The organism is Mycolicibacterium neoaurum, assembly GCF_036946495.1.
GTDB classification, from domain to species: Bacteria; Actinomycetota; Actinomycetes; order Mycobacteriales; family Mycobacteriaceae; genus Mycobacterium; species Mycobacterium neoaurum_B.
Genome location: NZ_JAQIIX010000002.1, coordinates 3231074 through 3251711 on the forward strand (window position 1 = coordinate 3231074; position 20638 = coordinate 3251711).

Annotated in this window: 16 protein-coding genes; 8 read left to right on the plus strand and 8 right to left on the minus strand. The window is 66.3% G+C overall.

What is annotated here, in order from left to right:
• Window positions 1-69 precede the first annotated feature (69 nt).
• Window positions 70-840 carry an SDR family NAD(P)-dependent oxidoreductase gene (locus PGN27_RS20935; RefSeq protein WP_335327836.1) on the plus strand — a complete coding sequence of 257 codons (771 nt, stop codon included), beginning with the start codon at window positions 70-72 and terminating at the stop codon, window positions 838-840.
• On the opposite strand, the gene PGN27_RS20940 is transcribed toward PGN27_RS20935, so the two are convergent.
• The gene (locus PGN27_RS20940; RefSeq protein WP_335327837.1) at window positions 837-1619 is read right to left on the minus strand and encodes an enoyl-CoA hydratase-related protein; all 783 of its coding nucleotides are present in this window, start codon (window positions 1617-1619) and stop codon (window positions 837-839) included. The two genes, PGN27_RS20935 and PGN27_RS20940, sit on opposite strands and share 4 nt — an antisense overlap.
• A gap of 9 nt (window positions 1620-1628) precedes the next feature.
• Entirely contained in the window at window positions 1629-2345 is a 717-nt protein-coding gene (locus PGN27_RS20945; RefSeq protein ID WP_335327838.1) for a TetR family transcriptional regulator, read from the minus strand.
• A gap of 128 nt (window positions 2346-2473) precedes the next feature.
• Here PGN27_RS20945 and PGN27_RS20950 point away from each other — a divergent pair, with 128 nt between their 5' ends.
• Both PGN27_RS20950 and PGN27_RS20955 read left to right on the plus strand, forming a co-directional pair.
• Complete coding sequence (locus PGN27_RS20950) at window positions 2474-3541, plus strand: ferredoxin reductase (RefSeq protein WP_335327839.1); 1068 nt, start codon at window positions 2474-2476, stop codon at window positions 3539-3541.
• 43 nt (window positions 3542-3584) lie between these two features.
• Window positions 3585-4724, plus strand: coding sequence for a fatty acid desaturase family protein (locus tag PGN27_RS20955; protein ID WP_335327840.1), 1140 nt, complete (start codon window positions 3585-3587; stop codon window positions 4722-4724).
• Window positions 4725-4729: 5 nt separating this feature from the next.
• Here the strand turns inward: PGN27_RS20955 and nei2 are convergent, their stop codons facing one another.
• Window positions 4730-5482, minus strand: a complete 753-nt coding sequence (gene nei2 / locus PGN27_RS20960) for an endonuclease VIII Nei2 (RefSeq protein WP_335327841.1) — start codon at window positions 5480-5482, stop codon at window positions 4730-4732.
• Window positions 5483-5500: 18 nt separating this feature from the next.
• A complete protein-coding gene (locus PGN27_RS20965; protein ID WP_335327842.1) occupies window positions 5501-10015 on the minus strand; it encodes an ATP-dependent helicase in 4515 nt (1504 codons plus the stop codon).
• Between the two features lie 284 nt (window positions 10016-10299).
• On the opposite strand from PGN27_RS20965, the gene PGN27_RS20970 reads away from it, so the two are divergent.
• The 3 genes from PGN27_RS20970 to PGN27_RS20980 are packed head-to-tail and all read left to right on the plus strand — an operon-like array spanning window position 10300 to window position 12954.
• Window positions 10300-11169 carry a metal-dependent hydrolase gene (locus PGN27_RS20970; protein ID WP_335327843.1) on the plus strand — a complete coding sequence of 290 codons (870 nt, stop codon included), beginning with the start codon at window positions 10300-10302 and terminating at the stop codon, window positions 11167-11169.
• 3 nt (window positions 11170-11172) lie between these two features.
• Window positions 11173-12291: a hypothetical protein gene (locus tag PGN27_RS20975; RefSeq protein ID WP_335327844.1), complete on the plus strand. Its 1119-nt coding sequence runs from the start codon at window positions 11173-11175 to the stop codon at window positions 12289-12291.
• Window positions 12292-12342: 51 nt separating this feature from the next.
• Window positions 12343-12954: a TetR/AcrR family transcriptional regulator gene (locus PGN27_RS20980; protein WP_335327845.1), complete on the plus strand. Its 612-nt coding sequence runs from the start codon at window positions 12343-12345 to the stop codon at window positions 12952-12954.
• A gap of 18 nt (window positions 12955-12972) precedes the next feature.
• Here PGN27_RS20980 and PGN27_RS20985 read toward each other — a convergent pair whose 3' ends face one another.
• Complete coding sequence (locus PGN27_RS20985) at window positions 12973-13770, minus strand: SDR family oxidoreductase (RefSeq protein ID WP_335327846.1); 798 nt, start codon at window positions 13768-13770, stop codon at window positions 12973-12975.
• A 251-nt stretch (window positions 13771-14021) separates the two neighbouring features.
• On the opposite strand from PGN27_RS20985, the gene PGN27_RS20990 reads away from it, so the two are divergent.
• Window positions 14022-15347 carry an HNH endonuclease signature motif containing protein gene (locus PGN27_RS20990; protein ID WP_335327847.1) on the plus strand — a complete coding sequence of 442 codons (1326 nt, stop codon included), beginning with the start codon at window positions 14022-14024 and terminating at the stop codon, window positions 15345-15347.
• Window positions 15348-15417: 70 nt separating this feature from the next.
• Here PGN27_RS20990 and htpG read toward each other — a convergent pair whose 3' ends face one another.
• The 3 genes from htpG to hglS are packed head-to-tail and all read right to left on the minus strand — an operon-like array spanning window position 15418 to window position 20147.
• A complete protein-coding gene (gene htpG, locus PGN27_RS20995; protein WP_335327848.1) occupies window positions 15418-17355 on the minus strand; it encodes a molecular chaperone HtpG in 1938 nt (645 codons plus the stop codon).
• A 24-nt stretch (window positions 17356-17379) separates the two neighbouring features.
• Window positions 17380-18921 (minus strand): L-piperidine-6-carboxylate dehydrogenase, encoded by a 1542-nt coding sequence (amaB, locus tag PGN27_RS21000; protein ID WP_335327849.1) that lies wholly within the window; start codon window positions 18919-18921, stop codon window positions 17380-17382.
• Window positions 18918-20147 carry a 2-oxoadipate dioxygenase/decarboxylase gene (gene hglS / locus PGN27_RS21005; RefSeq protein WP_335327850.1) on the minus strand — a complete coding sequence of 410 codons (1230 nt, stop codon included), beginning with the start codon at window positions 20145-20147 and terminating at the stop codon, window positions 18918-18920. The genes amaB and hglS overlap by 4 nt, the downstream gene beginning before the upstream one ends.
• Window positions 20148-20170: 23 nt before the next feature.
• Here hglS and PGN27_RS21010 point away from each other — a divergent pair, with 23 nt between their 5' ends.
• The gene (locus PGN27_RS21010) at window positions 20171-20632 is read left to right on the plus strand and encodes an Lrp/AsnC family transcriptional regulator (protein WP_019514775.1); all 462 of its coding nucleotides are present in this window, start codon (window positions 20171-20173) and stop codon (window positions 20630-20632) included.
• Window positions 20633-20638 lie beyond the last annotated feature (6 nt).

Genomic DNA, 20638 nt, shown 5'->3' on the forward strand with positions numbered 1-20638 from the left:
CCGGCGCGTGCTCGGTTGCTGGCGTCCGGCTTGCCGCACGTCAGCGGGGCGATCTGGTCTACTACTGGCGTGGATCGCGCAGCGTTTGACCAATTGTTCGACATGACGGATCGCACCGTGATTGTGACCGGGGGCACCCGCGGAATCGGTCTGGCGCTGGCCGAGGGCTTCGTGCTGGCCGGTGCCAGGGTGGTGGTCGCCAGTCGTAAACCGGATGCCTGCGCCGCTGCTGCGGAGCATCTGCGCGGACTCGGCGGGCAGGCCATCGGGGTGCCGACGCATATGGGCGATGTGGATGACCTCGGTGCCCTGGTGGAGGCGACGGTGGCCGAGTTCGGCGGCATCGACGTGGTGGTCAACAATGCCGCCAATGCGTTGGCCCAGCCGATCGGCCAGATGACCCCGCAGGCATGGGAGAAGTCGTATGCGGTCAATCTGCAGGGGCCGGTGTTCCTGGTGCAGCACGCACTGCCGTATCTGCAGCGCAGCGACGCCGCGGCCGTCCTGAACATGGTCTCGGTCGGCGCGTTCATGTTCGCGCCCGCGTTGTCCATCTACGCCTCGGGCAAGGCCGCGCTGATGTCGATGACCAGATCGATGGCCGCCGAGTTGGTGTCCGACGGCATCCGGGTCAACGCCATCGCGCCAGGCCCTGTGGACACCGACATGATGCGCAACAACCCGCAGGAGGCCATCGACGCGATGACCAACGGCACGCTGTTGCACAGGCTGGCGTCCCCTGACGAGATGGTGGGGGCCGCGCTGCTGTTGTGTTCGGCGGCCGGCAGCTACATCACCGGGCAGGTCGTGATCGTCGACGGTGGCGGTACGCCCCGCTAACCCTGCTTGCGCGCGGCGAATGCCTCGGTGAAGGCCCGCATCGCACCGCTGCCCGCGGCGAGGATCTGGCTGCGGTTCTCCACCTGCAGTGCGGTTTCCAGGCATCCCGCGTCGAGATTGGCCCACAGCACCTGCTTGGTGGATTCGAGCCCGAATGTGCCGAAGCCGCACATGGTGTCGGCGATCTCGAGTGCTTCGGCCAGCGGGTCCGTCGCGATCCGGGACACCATGCCCAGGCGTAGTGCCTCGGCGGCCTCGACGGTGCGCGCGGTCAGGATCAGATCGAAGGCGGGGCCGGCGCCGATGATGCGCGGCAAGGTGTAGCTGACTCCGATATCGCAGCCGCCGAGGCCCAGCTTGATGAACTGGGTGCAGAAGCGTGCGGCCTCCGATGCGATGCGGATATCGGCGGCCATTGCCAGGGCGAACCCGCCGCCGTAGGCCGCACCGTTGACCGCGGCGATCACCGGCTGGCGCAGCCGGTGCAGTTTGACCGTCAATGCGGCGATGCGTTCCTGCCAGCGCATCCCGGCCCGCGGCTTCTCCAACCCGGCGGAGACCGCCGGCGTGCTGCCGTCGGTGAGGTCGAGCCCCGAACAGAATCCTCGACCGGCACCGGTGAGCACCACGACCCGGCAGTCGTTGTCCGCTGCGATCGCGTCCAGGGTGGCGTGCAGATCTTCGACGAGTTCGGGGGACAGCGCGTTGAGCTTGTCCGGCCGGTTCAATGTGATGACGGCGATCTCGGGGCGTGGACGGGCGATCTCCAGGGTCGGCATGGGCCGACTCTAGGCGGTTGCGCTGCTCCAACCTCGAACCCCGATGGTGATCATCGACATCTGTTTGATGGCGGTCCGTTTGATCTCGTCGAGCGCGGTCTGGTCGGCGGCGTCCTCGGCCAGTTCGGCGACCGAGATCATGGCGTTGACGAACAGGCTGGCCAAGATGTTGAGATCCTCGCTGCTCCAGTCCTTGAGGCCGGGGAAGCGGGCCAGGTCGATGGCGAGCTCGGAGGTGAGTAGCCGGAGCTCGGTGCGAATGGCGTACCGCAGCACCGAAACTCCGCTGGCGCGTTCCCGGGTGATGAACCGCCAGTGCTCGCGGCGTTCGCTGATGCTGGCGATCAGGATCTCGGCGGAGGAGCCGATGACGTGGTTGGGGTCGAGTTTGCCTGCGCGTGCCCCACGCAACATATCGCGCAGTGACCGGAAGGACTCGTCGATCAGGACCAGCCCGAGTGCCTCCATGGATTCGAAATGCCGGTAGAAGGCGGCGGGCACGATCCCGGCTTCGCGGGTCACCTCGCGGAGGCTCAGTGCGGCGAAACTGTCCTGCTCCAAGAGGTGCAGGGCGGCGGCGACGATGGCCCGGCGGGTGACCTCTTTGCGCTCCTCGCGCGACAGGGTGTCCTTGGCCGGACGACTGGACCGGCTCCGGCCGGAGCGCCCCGACCGGGACCTTGGTACGTCGCTTTCCACAACCATCGAGCCTACAACTGTGCTCATCGGGCCGTGTCCATCATTGCGTATCCACTTGTTAGTGATTTGGGAGTACATGTGTTCACCATGTTATGGCCATCACAACCTGATGATATCGGTTGACGAGACCGCCGGTACTGTTTCAGAGTGTACATATGTTCACCGAAACGTTGACGCACAGGCTGCGGGACCGGGTACTCCGCTCTCCGCTGCTGGATCTGTTGACCGGACCGCACGGTGTGGACCGGTACACCGAGATCGTCGATCCGGTGTGGATCAAGGGCGATGCCCGCGCAAAAGTGGTGGCGGTACGCCGCCAGACGACCCGCAGCGTCACGCTGACGCTGGAACCCAACCAGGCCTTCACCGGCTTCCAGGCGGGGCAGCACATCAACCTGTCGGTCGAGATCGACGGACGCCGTCGGACCAGGCCGTACTCGCCGGCCAGCGCCGAGGGCAGCCGGCTCATCGAGCTGACTGTCGGCCTGCACGACGGCGGCCTGGTGTCGACCTACCTGTACGAGAACGCCAAGCCGGGCATGGTCGTCGGACTGGACTCCGTCGGCGGTGACTTCACCATGCCGGCGCAGCGTCCCGGACGCATCCTCTTCGTCTCCGGCGGCAGCGGTATCACCCCGGTGTTGTCCATGCTGCGCACCCTGAAGGCCGAAGGATTCACCGGCGAGGCGGCCTTCATCCATTACGCACGCTCGGAACAGGACGCCTGCTACCGCGACGAGCTCGATCGGATGCCCGGTGTGCGAGTGCTGCACGGTTACACCCGAGACGATCGGGGCGCCGACCTCGACGGACGCTTCGCCGCGCATCATCTGTCCGCCGCGATGGCCGACCCCGATGCCGTCTACGTGTGCGGTCCACCTGAGCTCGTCGAGGCGGTCCGGGAGCTGCGTCCCGACGCCAGGTCGGAGAGCTTCGTCCCCCCGGTGTTCGCCGTTCCTGCCGAATCAGCAGGTGGCACGATCAGTTTCACCACAAGCGGCGTCGAGGTCACCGATACCGGCCAGACGCTGCTCGAGCAGGCCGAGGCCGCCGGGCTGAACCCGGAGAGTGGCTGCCGGATGGGCATCTGCTTCAGCTGCACCCGACCCAAGACCCGGGGTGCGGTGCGCAACCTGCTCAACGGATCGGTGTCCACCGACGACTGTGAAGACATCCGGATCTGCGTTAGTGCCCCGGTCGGCGACGTCGCCATCGACCTCTGAACCCCTGAATCCCTGAAGTTTTCGAGAAACGAAAGGCAATGTCATGACGACCTTGGATTTGCCCCGTAGCTCCACCCCGACCCCCGCCAAGCCCCGCAGCTCGGCCAAGTACACGCTCACCCCCGAACAGTTCGAAGCCTTCGGTGCCGAACTGGACGCCATTCGTGAGCGTCAGTTGGCCGATCTGGGTGAGCGCGACGCCAACTACATCCGACAGATCATCAAGTGGCAGCGCGGACTTGAGGTCGGGGGCCGGGTCCTGCTGTTCCTCCCGCCGGCCTGGCCGGTCGGGACCGTGATGCTGGGGTTGTCGAAGATCCTGGACAACATGGAGATCGGCCACAACGTCATGCACGGCCAGTACGACTGGATGGGTGATCCGGCGCTGCGCGGCCAGAACTTCGAGTGGGACACGGCCTGCCCGGCCAACCAGTGGCGGCACTCGCACAACTACATGCATCACACCTACACCAACATCGTCGACCTGGACCGTGACATCGGCTACGGCATCCTGCGGATGAGCGAGGACCAGAAGTGGCACCCGTACTACCTGGGCAACCCGGTCTACGCGTTCCTGCTCATGGTGCTCTTCCAGTACGGTGTCGCGTTGCACGAGTTGGAGACCGAGCGCATCCGCGCCGGGGAGATCAAGCTCAGCGACAAGAAAGAGATGCTCACCGAGATGTGGGCAAAGGTCAAACGGCAGACACTGAAGGACTATGTGGCCTTCCCGCTGCTGGCCGGACCGTTCGCGCCGTTCGTGTTCGCAGGCAACATGACGGCCAACCTGATGCGCAATGTCTGGTCCTACGCCATCATCTTCTGCGGGCACTTCCCCGAGGGCACCCACGAGTTCACCGTGGAGGAGACCAAGAGTGAGACCCGCGGACAGTGGTACTACCGGCAGCTGCTGGGTTCGGCGAACCTGACCGGCGGCAAGTGGTTCCACATCTTCAGTGGCAACCTGTCCTTCCAGATCGAGCATCACCTGTTCCCGGACATCCCGGCGCACCGCTACGCCGAGATCTCCGGCGATGTCCGCGAGATCTGCCAGCGCTACGGCTTGCCCTACAACAGCGGACCGCTGCCCAAGCAGTTCTTCTCGGTGGTCAAGAAGATCTGCCGACTGGCGTTGCCGAATCGCAAGCCCGCCGAGGAGTCGAAGGAGAAGGCTGCTGCCTGAGGCGCTCAGCGCTGGCAGTTGGGGCACCAATACCGGATACGGTCGCCGCTGTCGTCCCTCCTGATGGGGGTTCGGCAGCGGCGACACGGTTCTGCGGCCCTGCCGTACACCCAGAACTGCTGCCCCCGGCGGGTATTGCCGGTGATGATGCGATTGGCACGATTGCGGTTCAGCCACAACATGTCTCGGGCGCGCTGGACGACGCGTAGCGGATCGGGCACCTCGCGGACGGGGGAGTCGGGCCGCTTGCCGATCACGAAGCACAGTTCGTTGGCATACACGTTGCCCACGCCGGCCATGACCCGTTGATCCAACAGCACATCGGCGAGTTCGCGGTCCGGCTCGGCGACCAGGTTGTGCTTGGCCAGCTGCGGATCCCAATCCGGACCGAGCAGATCGGGGCCCAGATGAGCGACGGCGTCCTGGTCGTTGGCGCGTTCGAGCACTTCCAGCACGCCCAGGTCGACGCCAAAGGCCACGGTGTCGGCGGTGCCCAGCACGATCCTGATCCGATGCTGCGGACCACGGAACGATCCGATCACCCAGCTACCGTCCATCTTGAGGTGTGAGTGGATGCTGGCCGCGCCGATGCGGATGAACAGGTGCTTGCCCCGGCTGAGCACCTCGTCGACGTGCTCGCCGGTCAGGTCGACAGCCGCGTAGCGCGGCACCCGGATATCGCATCGGGTCAGCACGCGGCCGACGAGCGCCTCTCGCAGTTTCGTCGCGGTGCGATAGACCGTGTCACCCTCGGGCATGTTCTCAGTATCGTGCGCTCAGCGAAGTCGCAGGCCACGGGGGGTGCGGGCGAATCCCGACTCCAAGAGGGCATCCTGGGCGGCGGTCAGGGTCGTGTCGCCGGCGAGTTCCAGCACACTTGTGCCGTTGATCTTCTCGACCAACAGCGAAGGCACCCGGCCGGCACCGACCAGGCCCGCGAGGGCCGCGGCGGCCGCCTGCTGTGCGTCGGGGTCGTCCTGGAAGCTCAGCAGGGTCCGGCCACCGCGTTCGACGAACCAGACCAGAGCGCCGTCCACCAGGACGACCAGCGCGCCGGCCTTGCGGCCGGGTCGATGCGTCAGCTCGGTGTCATCAGGCCATGGCAGCGCCACACCGTAGGGATTGGCCGGATCGGTGGCCGCCAATGCCACGGCATGCAGTTCGGGGCGCTGCGGATCCACCCCGTCGAGATAGGAACGCAGCCGGTCCACCGTCGAGGCCGCGGCGAACTGCGCCCCGCCAAGGGATTCCACGAAGTAGCCGCGCTGGCAGCGACCGGCGTCCTCGAAGGCGGTCAGCACCTTGTACAGCATCGCGAACCCGCCGGGTATCCCGTCGGCCGCTCCGCGGGTGAGCACCCCATAGCGGTTCAGCAGCAACTCGGCCTGGAAATGCGCGCGCACCGTGGAATCCGGTGTGGCGGTGGGCAGAGCAGACCAGCGTCCGGCCACCATCGGGTCGGCCCGCTGCAGGCCCTGGGTCAGGCTGTAGCGACTCAACCGCGGCGGACGCTGACGCTGCCGATGCGCGGGGGCCCCCGAGCGTCGTGATCCCGCCAGCACGGCACGCACCGGGGCGAACGTGTCACCGGTGATCCAACCTGCCCAGATCAGGTCCCAGAGGGCAGTTTTGAATTCGGTCCCGGTCGAGCCGTCGGTGAGCTGGCGGAAAAAGAATGCGCCACCGTGCCCGAGGGCATCCAGGATGGTTCGGTGTGTGTCGGTGAAGTCGATATCGATCGGCGCTGCCAGTGTCAGTGCCGCCGTCTCACCGAGGTGGAACGCGATCCACCCGTCGCTGCCGCCGATCTGCCCAGCGCCCGACCACGTGACCTCGCCGGAGGCCAGCAGCTCGTCCAGCATGGCCGGCTGGTAATCGGCGACGCGTTGGCCGAATATCAGCGGTTCGATCGCCGACGCGGGCAAGGGGTGTCCGGCGAGCTGCTCGATGACCGCGGCCAACCCATCCACGCCGCGCACCTGTTCGGATCCCAGGTGCTGCCAGGCGGGCAGGAAGCGTCCGTATGCGGCGGTGCTCACGGGCTCGACCGCGGCCCGCAACGCCGCCAGTGACCGACGGCGCAGGATTTTCAGAACGGTGGCGTCACACCATTGTTCGGAGGGACCCGGCGCGGCGGTGAACTCGCCGCGGATCAACCTGCCGTCAGCAGCCAGGCGGCCGAGCACATCGGAGGTCACCCGGATGCCCAGACCGAACCGAGCCGCCGCCTCGTCGGTGCTGAAGGGACCGTGGGTGCGCGCGTATCGGCCCAGCAGATCGGAAAGCGGATCCTTGACCGACTCGCTGAGGCTTGCCGGCACCCACACCGGAACAGCGACGCCCACACCGTCGCGCAGCAATCCGATGTCCTCGACCGCCGCCCACCACGTCCGGCCGGCGAAGGAGACGGTCAGCGCCCGGCGTGCTTCCCGCAGCCCCTCCAGCCAGCCGCCGATATCGGGAGTCGTTGCCCGAGCGGCGATTTCCTCCTGGGTCAGCGGTCCCAGCAATCGCAGCAGGTCGGCGACGCCCTCCGCATCACGGGCGGCGCGGTCGGGCTCGAGGTGCTGGAGTTGACGGGCGGTCGTGGCCACCACATCCGGATCGAGCAGATCATGCAGTTCGACACGGCCGAGCAGCTCGGCGAGCAACACCGTGTCCAGCGACAGGGCTGCCGCACGGCGCTCGGCGAGCGGGCTGTCGCCCTCGTACATGAACGCGCCGACATAGCCGAACAGGGCGGCGGCGGCGAAGGGCGACGGGGTGGCGGTCTCGACATCGACGAGTCGTACGCGACGCTGAGCGACCTTGCTCATCAGCTCGGTCAGCGCGGGGACGTCATAGACATCTTGGAGGCATTCCCGCACGGCCTCCAGCACGATCGGGAACTCTGGATACTTGCGGGCGACGTCGAGCAGCTGTGAGGCCCGCTGGCGCTGATGCCACAGCGGGGAGCGTTTACCCGGGTGGCGCCGCGGTAACAGCAGTGCCCGAGCGGCGCACTCCCGGAACCGCGAGGCGAACAGCGCCGAACCGCCGACCTCCGCGGTGACGATGGCATCCAATTCGTCCGCCTCGAAGACGAACAGGTCCGCGCCCGGCGGATCCTCCCCACCGTCAGGAAGGCGCACGATGATGCCGTCGTCGGAGGCGGTGGGTTTCTCGTCGATACCGTAGCGCTCGCGCAACCGACGTCCCACGGCCAATGCCAGCGGACCGTGGACGCGTAAACCGTAGGGGGAGTGCAGGATCACGCGCCAGTCGCCAAGTTCGTCGTGGAAGCGCTCCACCACCAGGGTGCTGTCACTGGGGACCGCGCCGGTGGCCTGACGCTGCTCGTCGATGAGCTGCCACAGATTGTCGGTGGCGTAGTCATCGAAGCCGACGTCGCGGCAGCGCTGCCGGAAACCCTCGGAATCCATCTTGGCGAGTTCGCCTGTGAAAGCGCCGACCGCGGCGCCGAGCTCGGCGGGCCTGCCCACGCTGTCCCCGCGCCAGAACGGCAGTCGGGCGGGTAGCCCCGGCGCGGGTATCACCAGCACCCTGTCATGGGTGATCTCGGTGATCCGCCAGCTGGTGGCACCCAGCGATATGACGTCACCCGGACGGGATTCGTAGACCATCTCCTCGTCGAGTTCGCCGACTCGGGAGGGCTTTTCGTCCTCGGAGGCCAGGTATACGGTGAACATGCCGCGATCGGGGATGGCACCGCCGGAGGTGACGGCGAGCCGCTGCGCACCCGGGCGCGCGGTCAGTGAGCCGGCGTCGCGGTCGTAGACGAGGCGCGGGCGCAATTCGGCGAACTCGGTGGACGGGTACTTGCCGGACAGCAGGTCCAGCGTGGCTTCGAAGGCGGTGCGCGGCAACGTCGCGAAGGGCGCGCTGCGCCGCACGGTGTCGAACCAGGCGTCGGCGTCCAGCGGCTCCAGTGCAGCGGCGGCCACGGTGTGCTGAGCCAGCACGTCGAGCGGGTTGGTGGGCACGCGCATGGTCTCGATCTGGCCCGCCCGCATCCGTTGGACGGTGACCGCGCAGTCGATCAGATCGGTGCGATGTTTCGGGAACAGCACGCCCTGGGAGATCTCGCCGACCTGGTGCCCGGCGCGACCGATGCGCTGCAGCCCGCTGGCCACCGAGGGTGGCGCGGACACCTGGATCACCAGGTCCACTGCGCCCATATCGATGCCCAGTTCGAGACTGGAGGTGGCCACGACCGCCTTGAGGCGCCCGCTTTTCAGATCATCCTCGACCAGAGCGCGTTGCTCCTTGCTCACCGAACCGTGGTGCGCCTTCGCCAGTTCGGTGGGAGCGCCGAAACTCTGCCCGCTGGCCATCACGTAGGCAGGCGCCCCACCGGCCACCTTCTTGTTGGCACCACCGTTGTCGGTCGCGCCCGGTAGCTCCACCCCGTTGCGTTCGGCGTGGATCTCGTTCAGTCGCGAGGTGAGTCGTTCGGCGAGGCGCCGGGAGTTGGCGAAGACGATGCAGGACCGGTGTGTCTCGATCAGGTCGACGATGCGTTCCTCGACATCGGGCCAGATCGAACCCTCGGCCAGATTGGTCATATCCGGTACGGGTACCTGTACCTGCAACTCGAAGGTCTTGTCCGCGGGCGGGCAGACGATGGTCGCCGCGCTGCCGGTGAGGAAACGGGCAACCTCTTCGGCCGGGCGCACGGTGGCCGACAGGCCGATCCGCTGGGCGGGGCGTTCCAGCAACGCATCGAGCCGTTCCAGCGAAACTGCCAGGTGTGCACCGCGTTTGGTGGCCGCCACCGCGTGCACCTCATCGACGATGACGGTGGTGACGGTGGTCAGCGTCTCGCGTGCCGAGGAGGTCAGCATGAGGAACAGTGACTCTGGCGTGGTGATCAGGATGTCGGGTGGGCGGGTGATGAGATCGCGGCGCTGTTTGGGCGTGGTGTCCCCGGAGCGCACACCGACGGTGATCTGTGGGGCTGTACTTCCCAGTCGCTCGGCCACCCTGGTCAGGCCGGTCAGCGGCGTGCGCAGGTTGCGCTCGACGTCCACCGCGAGAGCCTTCAGCGGTGATACATACAGCACCCGGGTGCCGACGGACTCGGCCGGGGACCGTGCCAGGTCGTCGATCGCCCAGAGGAAGGCGGCCAGCGTCTTGCCCGAGCCGGTGGGCGCCACCACCAGGGTGTCGCTGCCGTCGGCGATCGCCGCCCAGGCCTGCGCCTGGGCGGTGGTGGGGGCCGGAAAGGTGCCCGTGAACCACTCCCGCGTCAGCTGACTGAAGCGGTCGAGCGGATCGGCGACGGACGACATCCCACCATGGTGCCCCCAACCACCGACAACCAACCCTGAGCAGGGTATATCCGCTGTTCGGCAGGCTCGCGGAGGTTTAGCTTGAACGTGAGCAGGCCGAGCGCATCCGTCGAACCCGGGCTAGGCAGCCCCGGCGGTGGAGGCACCAGTGGGCGTCGATGACGCAGGCGAGGCGGGCAGCCCTTTCAGCGCCTTGATTGACAATAATGACTCTTAGTGTCAATGTTGGTAACCAGCGTGAGCGCGCCCGGGGGAGGTTGCGGTCGCGGCCGAAAGGGGACGTCGTGACAGCACTGAAGGTCCGCAGAATCCGGTTCGACTTCCGCGATCCCGTTCCGTTCCTGTGGAACCCGCAGAATCCGGCGCTGTCGGTCGGCGGGAACGTTCTGTCGATCATGGCCATCGGGTTCGAACGATTCATCGTCTCAGTCGTGCGGCAGGCGATGCCTTTGATCAGCGATCCGGCGGTTGTCGCGGAGGCCGACGCGTTCCTGCGTCAGGAGGCCCAACACTCCAGCGCACACCAGCAGCACGTGCGATCGCTCGTCAGGAGCTATCCCGGACTGAGTGGCACCCTCGATGCGGTCATCGCCGACTATCGAAAACTGGACGAGACAACAGCACTGCCCTTCAAGCTCGCCTACATCGCGGATATCGAGGCAACGTTCACGCCGGCGTTCACGCTGTTGCTCGATCACGAGCAGACACTCTTCCGGCCCGGGGACGACCGCATCGCGTCGATGTTCCTGTGGCACTTCGTCGAGGAGATCGAACACCGTAGCTCGGCGTTGCGGATCTACGATGCGGTGGTCCCGAGCAAGGCCCTCCGGTTGCGGGCGCTACCGGCTGTCGTCAGTCACCTGGCACAACAAACACAATTGGTGACAACGGGTTTTGAGGCTCACGTGCCCGCTGTCGACAGGATGGGAAGTGTCCGGTCCTCACGGCGCCTACGCCGGAAGGCACCTGCGCTGCTCGGCTCCGTACCGCTGCGTGACAAGCTGGCCGCGATCCGAGGTATCTGTGCAGCACAGATACCCGGACATGAACCCGAATTCGAGAGGTTGCCCGAGTTCGCCGACAAGTGGTTCGTCCGGTACGAGCGGGGCGAGGATGTCGTGCGCTGGTACTGGAGCGAACGGGACGGGAGCTGACCGGTGGATACCTGCACACCGGCATTTCGCGCATTGGCGGAGCAGGCGGGCGGACTCGATTGCGACGGTGGCGCATTGGTCACGTTGCGCAATCCGCTCGCGCTGCAGAACGCCTCCATGCCCGTCATCGAGTTCCTACTGATCGGGCTCGCGATCGGCTGCCTCGTTCACGCGGTGCGGTGGAGGCGAGCCCACGGTGACTCTTCGAACCTGGTGATCTGGCTGTCCAGCATCGTGTGTCTGCTGCTGATCGAACCGATCGCCTACTTTCCGCAATGGTTCGGGCTAGAGGAACTCATGGGGCTGACGTTCGTGCACAACCAGTTCTCGATCCAATTCCTCTACGACCGCATGCCGCTGTACATCGTGGCCATGTATCCGGTGTACGCCTACCTTGCCTACGTGTTGGTCCAGCGAACGGGAATTCTGCAACGCCGCAACCCCTTCGTCGCGGCGACATGTGTCGCGTTCATCTTCCACTGCCTCTATCAGATAGTGGACACCGTCGGACCGCAATTGCGTTGGTGGGTATGGAACCAGGATCTTTCGACCTCGGTACCAGCACTCGGGTCGGTGCCCCTTGTCAACATGCAGGCCTTCACCCTTGGTATACCGTTCGGGATGGTCCTGACGGCGTTGTGGGTGTGCCGGCCCGGTTCTCGATCCGGCGTGGTGCGCAAGGTGGCGCTGGTGTCGTTGCTCGTGTGGCCGGTGCAATTCGTCTTCGCAGCTCCGACCTTCCTGCTCGATCTTCTGGGTGTCCCTGTCGTCGCCGCGCGGTTGATCGTCATCTGGTCGCTGGTGATCGGCGCCGGAATCATCACCGCCGTGACGTATGTGCGCGAGTATCGGCTCAGGAGATCGCATCCGGACAGAGTGCCCGCGGGTGTTCGGAACGACTTGTTTGCTGCTATCTGTGTGGCTGTGTATTTGTTTGTGGCAGTGGCGATCTGGATTACTGCCTTACCGGGCTATTTCGCAGCTGTGGAGGGTATCGCCCCCGGTGGCGGCCGAACCGGATCGCTGAGCTATGCCTTATTGGCGCTGGTGTTTTCGATCGTTCTCGTCGTCGGCTCCTACGTGGGGACCACCGTCGGTGGGCGGAAGAGAAGCGCAACCTGACATGATGCAGAGATCGTTTGGCAATGTCGTGATGGTGAGGGGTGATTCGAGGTGGTGGACGCCGCATTGCCCCGCCGGGTGGCCTGGCGACGCCAAGGGGCGCCGACCGACCCGCGGGAGCACATCGTGGATGCGGCGTCGCGATGCCTGGCTGCCCTCGGTTTGGAACGGACGTCGCTGACGGCGATCGCCCAGGCTGCTGGGGTGTCACGGCAGACGATCTATAAGTACTTCGCCACCAAGGAGGAGATCGTAGCCAAGGCTCTCGAAACGGAGGCCGCGCGCGCGTCAGAGCGGATCATGACGGCTGCGAAGAGCAATACGACGGCGGCGGATTATGCCGTCGAGCTGTTCATGGCCGCCCGGGCCGAGTTCCTTCGCAATCCCGCGATCTCGCCGATGATGACCGTATTGGGTCAGGTCGAACAGAGCAGACGCGTATTGGCTCCCGAGTCCATCGCCATCGCCCGGCAATTCCTGGAGCCGATCCTTGCCTATGCACCGGACATGGAACCCCACCTCGACGAGATGACAGAGACGTTCACCCGGCTCCATCTCTCATTTCTTGAATTTGCCAGTGACATAACCGAATCGGAGGACGCCCTGCGGGACTATCTGCACCGCGTGCTGGTTCCTGCGCTGGGCCTGGCGACGGTCGGCTGATCGTGTGTGGCGGCCGCGTCATCCCCGTAGCGCGCGCTGATAGCGGCGCATCCCTTTGATCCAGCGTTCGTAGTCGGCACCCTTGCCGCGGTACATGTCCAGCACGCCGGGGTGGGGCAGCACCAGGAATGTACCGTCGCGCACCCCGGCCAGGGTGGCGGCGGCGACGTCGTCGGCCGAGAGCACCTCGCCCGCCGTCGTGATGGACGCGGCGGCCACCCTGGCAGTGTCATCGGTCGAGTCGACGATCGCGTCCAGTAGCGGCGTGGCGACTCCCATCGGGCAGACCACGGTGACACCGATGCCGTTGTCGCCGTGGGTGATTGCCAGCCATTCTGCGAATCCGACTGCAGCGTGCTTGGTGACCGCGTACCCGGCGGCACCGATCTGGGTGAGCAGTCCGGCCGCAGAGGCGACCGCCACAAAGTAACCGCTGCCGCGGGCCGTCCACTCCGGGATCAGCGCGTCCGCGGCGCGGATGTGCGCCCGCAGGTTGACGTCCAGCACCCGGTCCCAATCGGCATCGGTACCCAGCTCTGGTGCACCGATGATGCCTGCGTTGGCGACGAAGATGTCGACCGGTCCGAATGTCGAGCGTGCGGCTTCCAGCAGCGTCGCGATCCCGTCGACCGTCGAGGCGTCGACGCCGACGCCGATCGTCTGACCGCCGATCTCGGCGGCGGTCGCGGCGGCCGCCGTCGCGTCGATATCACCGGCGACGACGGAGGCACCTGCGGCGGTGAATGCCACGGCCAGTGCCTTCCCGATACCCGATCCCGCTCCGGTGATGACGACGACGCTGTCTTCGATCTGCATGAGTCGTGTCTACCAGTGCGCTTTCGGTCGAGTGTGATGTCCCGGAGAGAACCCTTGCAGAAGGCCCGAATTCGGTGTAGCGTCGAACACAAGTTCGAACGCGCCGTGGTTCCCGATCCTTGGATCCGGTGAGCCGCAGACCGCGACTTCGGTCGCCGCGGGGTTCGACGGTCCCTGTCCGGGGGATCGGGCGGGCTGTGTGTGTTTGATGGTGCCCTTGGTTGGGTGCTGTGGGGAAGTCGGTATCCGTTATGGACGCCACCTGTCTTGATGCGTTTGTCGATGCGCTCATCGATGAGCTCGCTGCGGTGCCCTCGGAGGATGACGTGGGGGCGAGTTTGGGTCGGTGGGTGCGGTGTCCGCGGCCGGTGGTCGATGACCAGGCATTACTGGACGTGCTGGCTGCGGCGGTGACCGCCCGGAATCTGCTGGATTTTGTGATCGCTTCGGCGGTGGCGGCGGCCGAACGGGTCGGGTTGCCGGGACGGCGGCACCTGCGCACCGGGACTGATCTGTTGAGGTTGTTGGGTATGGCCCCGAGTGCGGCGACGCGCGCGGTGCGGGTAGGGCGGATGGCACCTGCGCTGCCTGCAGTGGTTTCGGCGCAGCGGTTGGGTGGGATCGGTATCGAGTTCGCCGACGCCGTCGGCAAAGGTGTCACCCATATCGAGGCTCGGGTGCCGTTATCCGACGACGATCGGGCGACGGTGGTGACGAAGCTGATGATCCAGACCACCCCGGCGGAGGTGGCGGCGAAAGCCCGCGCGATCGCCCTGGAGAAGACCGCAGGGCAGCCGGGGGAAGAACGGGTAGTGCCGGTGGCCGAGGACACCGCCCTCAACGAGATGACCCTGGTCCAGAACGCCGAAGGCCGGTTTGAGGCCACCCTCGACCTGGACGTCGGAACCGGGGAAGAACTCTGTGCGGCGCTGGATCCGTTATGCCGACCGGTCCCGCAACCCGACGGGTCGGCGGACCCACGACCTATCGGCGTGCGGCGGGCGGAGGCGCTCGGGCAGGTGCTGCGCACCTATCTGGCGCAGTCGAGGCGGCCGATGTCCGGCGGGGTGCTGCCACACGTCACGTTGATCCGACCAGGGGTGGCAGTGGCGCAGGGCGGTCAGGATACAGTCGATCGGCTCGGGTTCGCCGGACCGGTCAGCGCCGCGACCGCGGACCTGATCGCCTGTGATGCCACGTTGACCAATGTGATCGTCGATCACACCGGAGTACCGCTGGACGTCGGGCGGGCCGAGCGGCTGTTCACCCCGGCGATCCGCAAAGCACTCGGCGTGCGTGACGGTGGGTGTGCCCACCCGGGGTGTGGGCGTCCGGTGTCCTGGTGCGATGCCCACCACATCCAACCCTGGAGCGCCGGCGGCACAACCAGTGTGGACAACGGGGTGTTGCTGTGTCGGCTGCATCACGGCGTGATCCATCACGGTGGCTGGCGGGTCTACCTCGGTAGAGACCGCCATCCCTGGTTCATCCCACCCCACGCACCCGGGGAACCCGAACCGGCACATCTGCGATCGCACGCCCGCCGCACCATGACCGACCTACCGACGGCTGCGTAACCCAAAGCCACCGCGCACCTTGACAACTCGCACATTGACAACTGAACAGTGGTACCGGCCGCGAGGCGAACTAGAAGGTCTTGGCCAGTCGGTCGGCCAAGATGGCGGCAAATCGGGCGGGATCGTCGAGCGACCCTCCTTCAGCGAGAAGTGCTGTGCCGTAGAGTAACTCGGCAGCATCGCTGAGCCCGTCGGCGCCCGACGCCAAGCCGTCCCGCAATCCTTTCACGAGGGCGTGCTCGGGGTTGAGTTCCAGGATGCGCTTACCGACCGGCACGTCCTGGCCGGACGCACGGTACATGCGCGCCAACTGCGGGGTGATGCCGAAGGTGTCGGTGATCAGGCACGCCGGCGACGAGGTCAACCGCGTCGACAGTCGCACCTCCTTGACGTGCTCGTCGAGGGTCTCCTGCAGCCAGGAAAGCAACTCGGCGAAATCACCGCTCTCGGGCTTGTCGGCCTCGTCGCCGCTGAGGTCGACCTCGCCCTTCGCGACGGACTGCAGGGGTTTGCCGTCGAACTCGGGCACCGACTCGACCCACACCTCGTCGACCGGATCGGTGAGCAGCAGCACCTCGTAGCCCTTGGCCTTGAAGGCTTCCAGGTGCGGTGAGCGCTCGAGCAACTGACGGGACTCACCCGTGGCGTAGAAGATCTGGTGCTGATCATCCTTCATCCGGCTCACGTAGTCGGCCAGCGTGGTGGGTGTGTCCTCGGAGTGCGTCGAGGCGAACGATGACAGCGTCAGCAGGGTGTCGCGGTTGTCGGCGTCGGAGAGCAAACCCTCCTTGAAGGCACGCCCGAACTGCGTCCAGAACGTTGCATAGTCGTCGGGACGGTTGGCCTGCAGATCCTTGATCGCCGATAGCACTTTCTTGGTCAGGCTTCGGCGAATCACCTTGATTTGGCGGTCCTGCTGCAGGATCTCGCGGGACACGTTGAGCGACATGTCCTGGGCGTCGACGACGCCCTTGACGAAGCGCAGATACTCCGGCATCAGCTCGTCACAATCGCCCATGATGAAGACGCGCTTGACGTACAACTGCACACCGGTGTTCCCGTCGCGATTGAACAGGTCGAACGGCGCCTGTGACGGGATGAACAACAACGCCTGATACTCGAAGGTGCCTTCGGCCTTCATCGCGATGACCTCGAGGGGCTCGTCCCAGGCATGGGCGATGTGCCGGTAGAACTCCTTGTACTCCTCGTCGGAAACTTCGCTCTTGGACTTTGCCCAGAGCGCGACGCGCGAGTTGATGGTCTCGATCTCGGTGGTGACCGTCGCAGCGGTGCCCTCCTCGGCGCCCTCGGGTGCCGGGACGGTCTTCTCGACCTCCATCCGGATCGGCCACGAAATGAAGTCGGAGTACTTCTTGACCAGCTGCCGGATCTTCCACGGTGCGGTGTAGTCGTGCAGTTCGTCGTCGGCGTCCTCGGGCTTGAGGTGCAGGGTGACCGAGGTGCCCTGCGGAGCATCGTCGACGGTCGCGATGGTGTAGGTCCCGTCCCCGCTGGACTCCCAACGTGTGGCAGTGCTTTCGCCGGCCTTCCGGGTAACCAGATCGACCTTGTCGGCGACCATGAATGTCGAGTAGAAGCCGATGCCGAACTGGCCGATCAGATCGTCGACATCGCCACTTCGCCCGCCCGTGGCGTCACCGGTCTGCTTCGCCTCGGCCAACTTGCGGCGCAGCTCACCGGTGCCGGACTTGGCCAGAGTGCCGATCAGGTCGACGACCTCATCACGCGACATGCCGATGCCGTTGTCGCGGATGGTCAGCGTGCGTGCCGAGGCATCGGGATCGATGTCGATGTGCAGATCCGACGTATCGACGTCGAGATCCTTGTCCTGGTAGGACGCCAGCCGCAGCTTGTCCAGCGCGTCGGAGGCGTTGGACACCAGTTCCCGCAGGAACGAGTCCTTGTTCGAGTAGATGGAGTGCACCATCAGCTGAAGCAGCTGACGCGCCTCTGCCTGGAATTCTCTCTGTTCGACCTGCTCGCTCACGCGGTCATACTAAAACCTACCGACTCAGCCGAACCGGACCCCCTGTGCAAGGGGGAGTTCGGAGGAATAGTTCACGGTGTTGGTGGCCCGGCGCATGTAGCCCTTCCACGAATCCGAGCCCGATTCCCGGCCACCTCCGGTCTCCTTCTCGCCGCCGAACGCCCCTCCGATCTCCGCGCCGGAGGTACCGATATTGACGTTCGCTATGCCGCAGTCGGAGCCGTCGGCGGACATGAACCGTTCCGCCTCGCGGATGTCGGTGGTGAAGATCGCCGACGACAGGCCCTGGGGCACCGCATTGTTCATCGCGATGGCGTCGTCGAGATCGTCGTAGGTCAGCACGTACAGGATCGGGGCGAAGGTCTCCGCATGCATCACCGCCGTCTGGGCAGGCATCCGGACGACGGCGGGTCGCACGTAGTAGCCCTCTGCGCCGAGGTCGACACGTTCACCTCCGGTGACATCGCCGCCGTCGGCGCGGGCCTGCTCCAGCGCACCGACCATGTCCCGGTAGGAGCGCTCATGGATCAGCGGACCCACCAACGTGCCCTCGGCAGCAGGATCGCCGACCGGCAGGCTGGTGTACGCGGTCGCGATTCGCTGCACGAGGGTGTCGGCGATCGAACGATGCGCGATGACCCGGCGCATGGTTGTGCAGCGCTGGCCGGCGGTGCCTGCGGCCGAGAACACGATGGCCCGCACGGCCAGGTCCAGGTCCGCCGACGGGGTCACGATGGCGGCGTTGTTTCCGCCCAACTCCAGGAGCACCTTGCCGAACCGGGCGGCAACCCGCGGTCCGACCTCGCGGCCCATCCGGACCGAGCCGGTGGCGCTGACCAGTGCGACGCGCGGATCGTCGACCAGCTGCTCACCGATATCGCGGCCGCCCTGGACCAGGCCGCACACCGTGCCCGCAACGCCGACGTCGGCGGCTGCCCGCTCGATCAGCGCCTGGCAGGCGAGTGCGGTCAGCGGGGTCAGCTCCGAGGGCTTCCACACCACGGTGTCGCCGCACACCAGTGCCACCGCGGTGTTCCACGCCCACACCGCCACCGGGAAGTTGAAGGCGGTGATGACGCCGACCACCCCGAGCGGATGCCAGGTCTCCATGAGTCGGTGCCCGGGCCGTTCGGAGGCGATGGTCTTGCCGTACAGCTGTCGGGACAGCCCCACGGCGAACTGGCAGATGTCGATCATCTCCTGCACCTCGCCGAGCGCTTCGGAGGTGATCTTGCCTGCCTCTACGGTGACCAGCGTGGCCAGTTCCGCCTTGTGTGCGGTGAGCAGTTCGCCGAGCCGGGCGACCAGCGCGCCGCGTACCGGCGCCGGGGTGGTCCGCCAGGAGGTGAAAGCCGCTGCGGCGGCGGCGATGACGGAGTCGGCGTCGGCCGAGCTGGATTCCGGGACGGTGAAGAGCACCTCGCCGGTGACCGGTGTGCTCGCAGGCAGGCCCGGCGCACCCGGACCGGCCAGCTCGGTGGTGCAGCCCAGCGCGTCGAGTGCGGCGCGCACCTTGGCGCGCAGCTCATCGGCGGTCGGTAGGGAGGAGGTCAGGACGCTGGTCATGTACACGCGGCTTTCTCGTAGAGCTCGTAGGGATCGTGGATGTGGTGGCCGATGCGGTCGGCCATCCAGTGCTGGCTGTACTGGGTATCGTCGGGGCGATCGGTGGCCTCGGCGTCCCGATCTAGATTCGAGCGGAAGATCCCCGCGGCCGAGGCGGGCAGGAAGTCCTCGTACACAACGGGTCTGGTCGGATCGCCGCGGTAGTAGTAGGCGAGCCCCTCGGAGCACATCTGCTCGTCGGAGGCCGGGAAATGGCGGTGCCAGCTGGCGGCCGGGTCGGGTTCGGCCATTGCGGTGTCGTAGCGTGAGCGCCCACGCGGTGTCAGCGCCACGCCGCGCTGTTCGACCTCGCCGAAGCGCACCCGCAGCGATCCCTCGGATATGCCGCCGTCGGCGTCGCGGAAGCGGCGCGGCTCGGCCAGCGCCCGGAACGAGGTTTGCCGCAACAGGACTTCGGGACCGTCGATCGCCGGTGGACCCTGGATGGCCTCGATCATCGTGATGCCGCGCCGTGTCATGGACCGTTGCAGGGCATCGATGTCCAGGACCCGGGGCGTCAGGTGATTGATATGGGTGCTGCGCACCCCGGCGATATCGGCGGCCACTGCCGAGACGGCCGACAGTTCGTCGTACCAGCCGCGGTCGATGGGTTCGCGGGACAGGGCGAAGCAGGCCACGGCAGCGGTGACGAAATCGTGGGCTTCCTCGGCGGGACACCCGCCGTCGTCGGCGATCCTGCGCGCGGTCGAGAGCAGTTCGTCGCCGAACAGGCACCGACGGCTCAAGAACGTCTCCACCCTGGTGCGCAGCTCGGGTGTGAAGAAACGGGTATCGGCGGTGGCCAGCATGGAGGTGAAGACCCGAAACGGGTTTCGGGCCAGTTCGTCGGCATGGATCGGCCGGAAGGCGGTGGACACCACCGGGACGGGGGAGGCGGCGGTGCGCAGATCGTAGAACCCCACGGGAAACATGCCGAAGGCCGAGAACAGATCGGCTACCTGCCGCAGCTCGTGGACGTTGCCGACCCGGATGGCTCCGTGCCGTTCCGCGGTGACGCGCTCCAACGAACCCAGGCGCCGATCCTGGGGGTGACGCCGCAGGTGGTCGGCGTTGACGGCGGCGCTGACCTCCACCAAGGTGTCGTAGGCCGGCACCTCGGAGCCGTACATGCAGGACAGCGCCGCGGCGAATTGTGCCCGCAGCTGCCAGGTTTCACAGTGCGGCACGGGACCTCCGATACAGTGCGGCCATGACCGACATCGAGCATCTCGACGAGATAGACCGGCTGCTGGTACGGGAGTTGGTCGCTGACGGGCGTGCGACGCTGGCGCATCTGGCCGCCACCGCGGGGCTGTCGGTGTCGGCCGTCCAGTCGCGGGTGCGTCGGTTGGAGTCCCGCGAGGTGATTCTCGGGTACACCGCGCGGGTCAACCCCGAGACCGTGGGGCACATGCTCTCGGCGTTCGTGGCGATCACTCCGCTGGACCCCTCTCAACCCGATGATGCTCCTGCCCGACTTCGCCATATCGACGAAATCGAGTCGTGCCATTCCGTCGCCGGCGACGAAAGCTATGTGCTCCTGGTACGTGTCGCCTCGGCGCGGGCGCTGGAAGACCTGCTGCAGCGAATCAGGACAGCCGCCAACGTCCGCACCCGAAGCACCATCATCTTACAGACTTTTTACGACGGTCGCGCATATCTACCGAAATAGTTCCTG

Coding starts and splice junctions, on each gene's coding strand:
- PGN27_RS20940 (WP_335327837.1), bottom strand. CDS start 1,619: ATGCCGACCCTGGAGATCGCCCGTCCACGCCCCGAGATCGCCGTCATC.
- PGN27_RS20945 (WP_335327838.1), bottom strand. CDS start 2,345: ATGAGCACAGTTGTAGGCTCGATGGTTGTGGAAAGCGACGTACCAAGG.
- PGN27_RS20950 (WP_335327839.1), top strand. CDS start 2,474: ATGTTCACCGAAACGTTGACGCACAGGCTGCGGGACCGGGTACTCCGC.
- PGN27_RS20955 (WP_335327840.1), top strand. CDS start 3,585: ATGACGACCTTGGATTTGCCCCGTAGCTCCACCCCGACCCCCGCCAAG.
- nei2 (WP_335327841.1), bottom strand. CDS start 5,482: ATGCCCGAGGGTGACACGGTCTATCGCACCGCGACGAAACTGCGAGAG.
- PGN27_RS20965 (WP_335327842.1), bottom strand. CDS start 10,015: ATGTCGTCCGTCGCCGATCCGCTCGACCGCTTCAGTCAGCTGACGCGG.
- PGN27_RS20985 (WP_335327846.1), bottom strand. CDS start 13,770: ATGCAGATCGAAGACAGCGTCGTCGTCATCACCGGAGCGGGATCGGGT.
- PGN27_RS20990 (WP_335327847.1), top strand. CDS start 14,022: ATGGACGCCACCTGTCTTGATGCGTTTGTCGATGCGCTCATCGATGAG.
- amaB (WP_335327849.1), bottom strand. CDS start 18,921: ATGACCAGCGTCCTGACCTCCTCCCTACCGACCGCCGATGAGCTGCGC.
- PGN27_RS21010 (WP_019514775.1), top strand. CDS start 20,171: ATGACCGACATCGAGCATCTCGACGAGATAGACCGGCTGCTGGTACGG.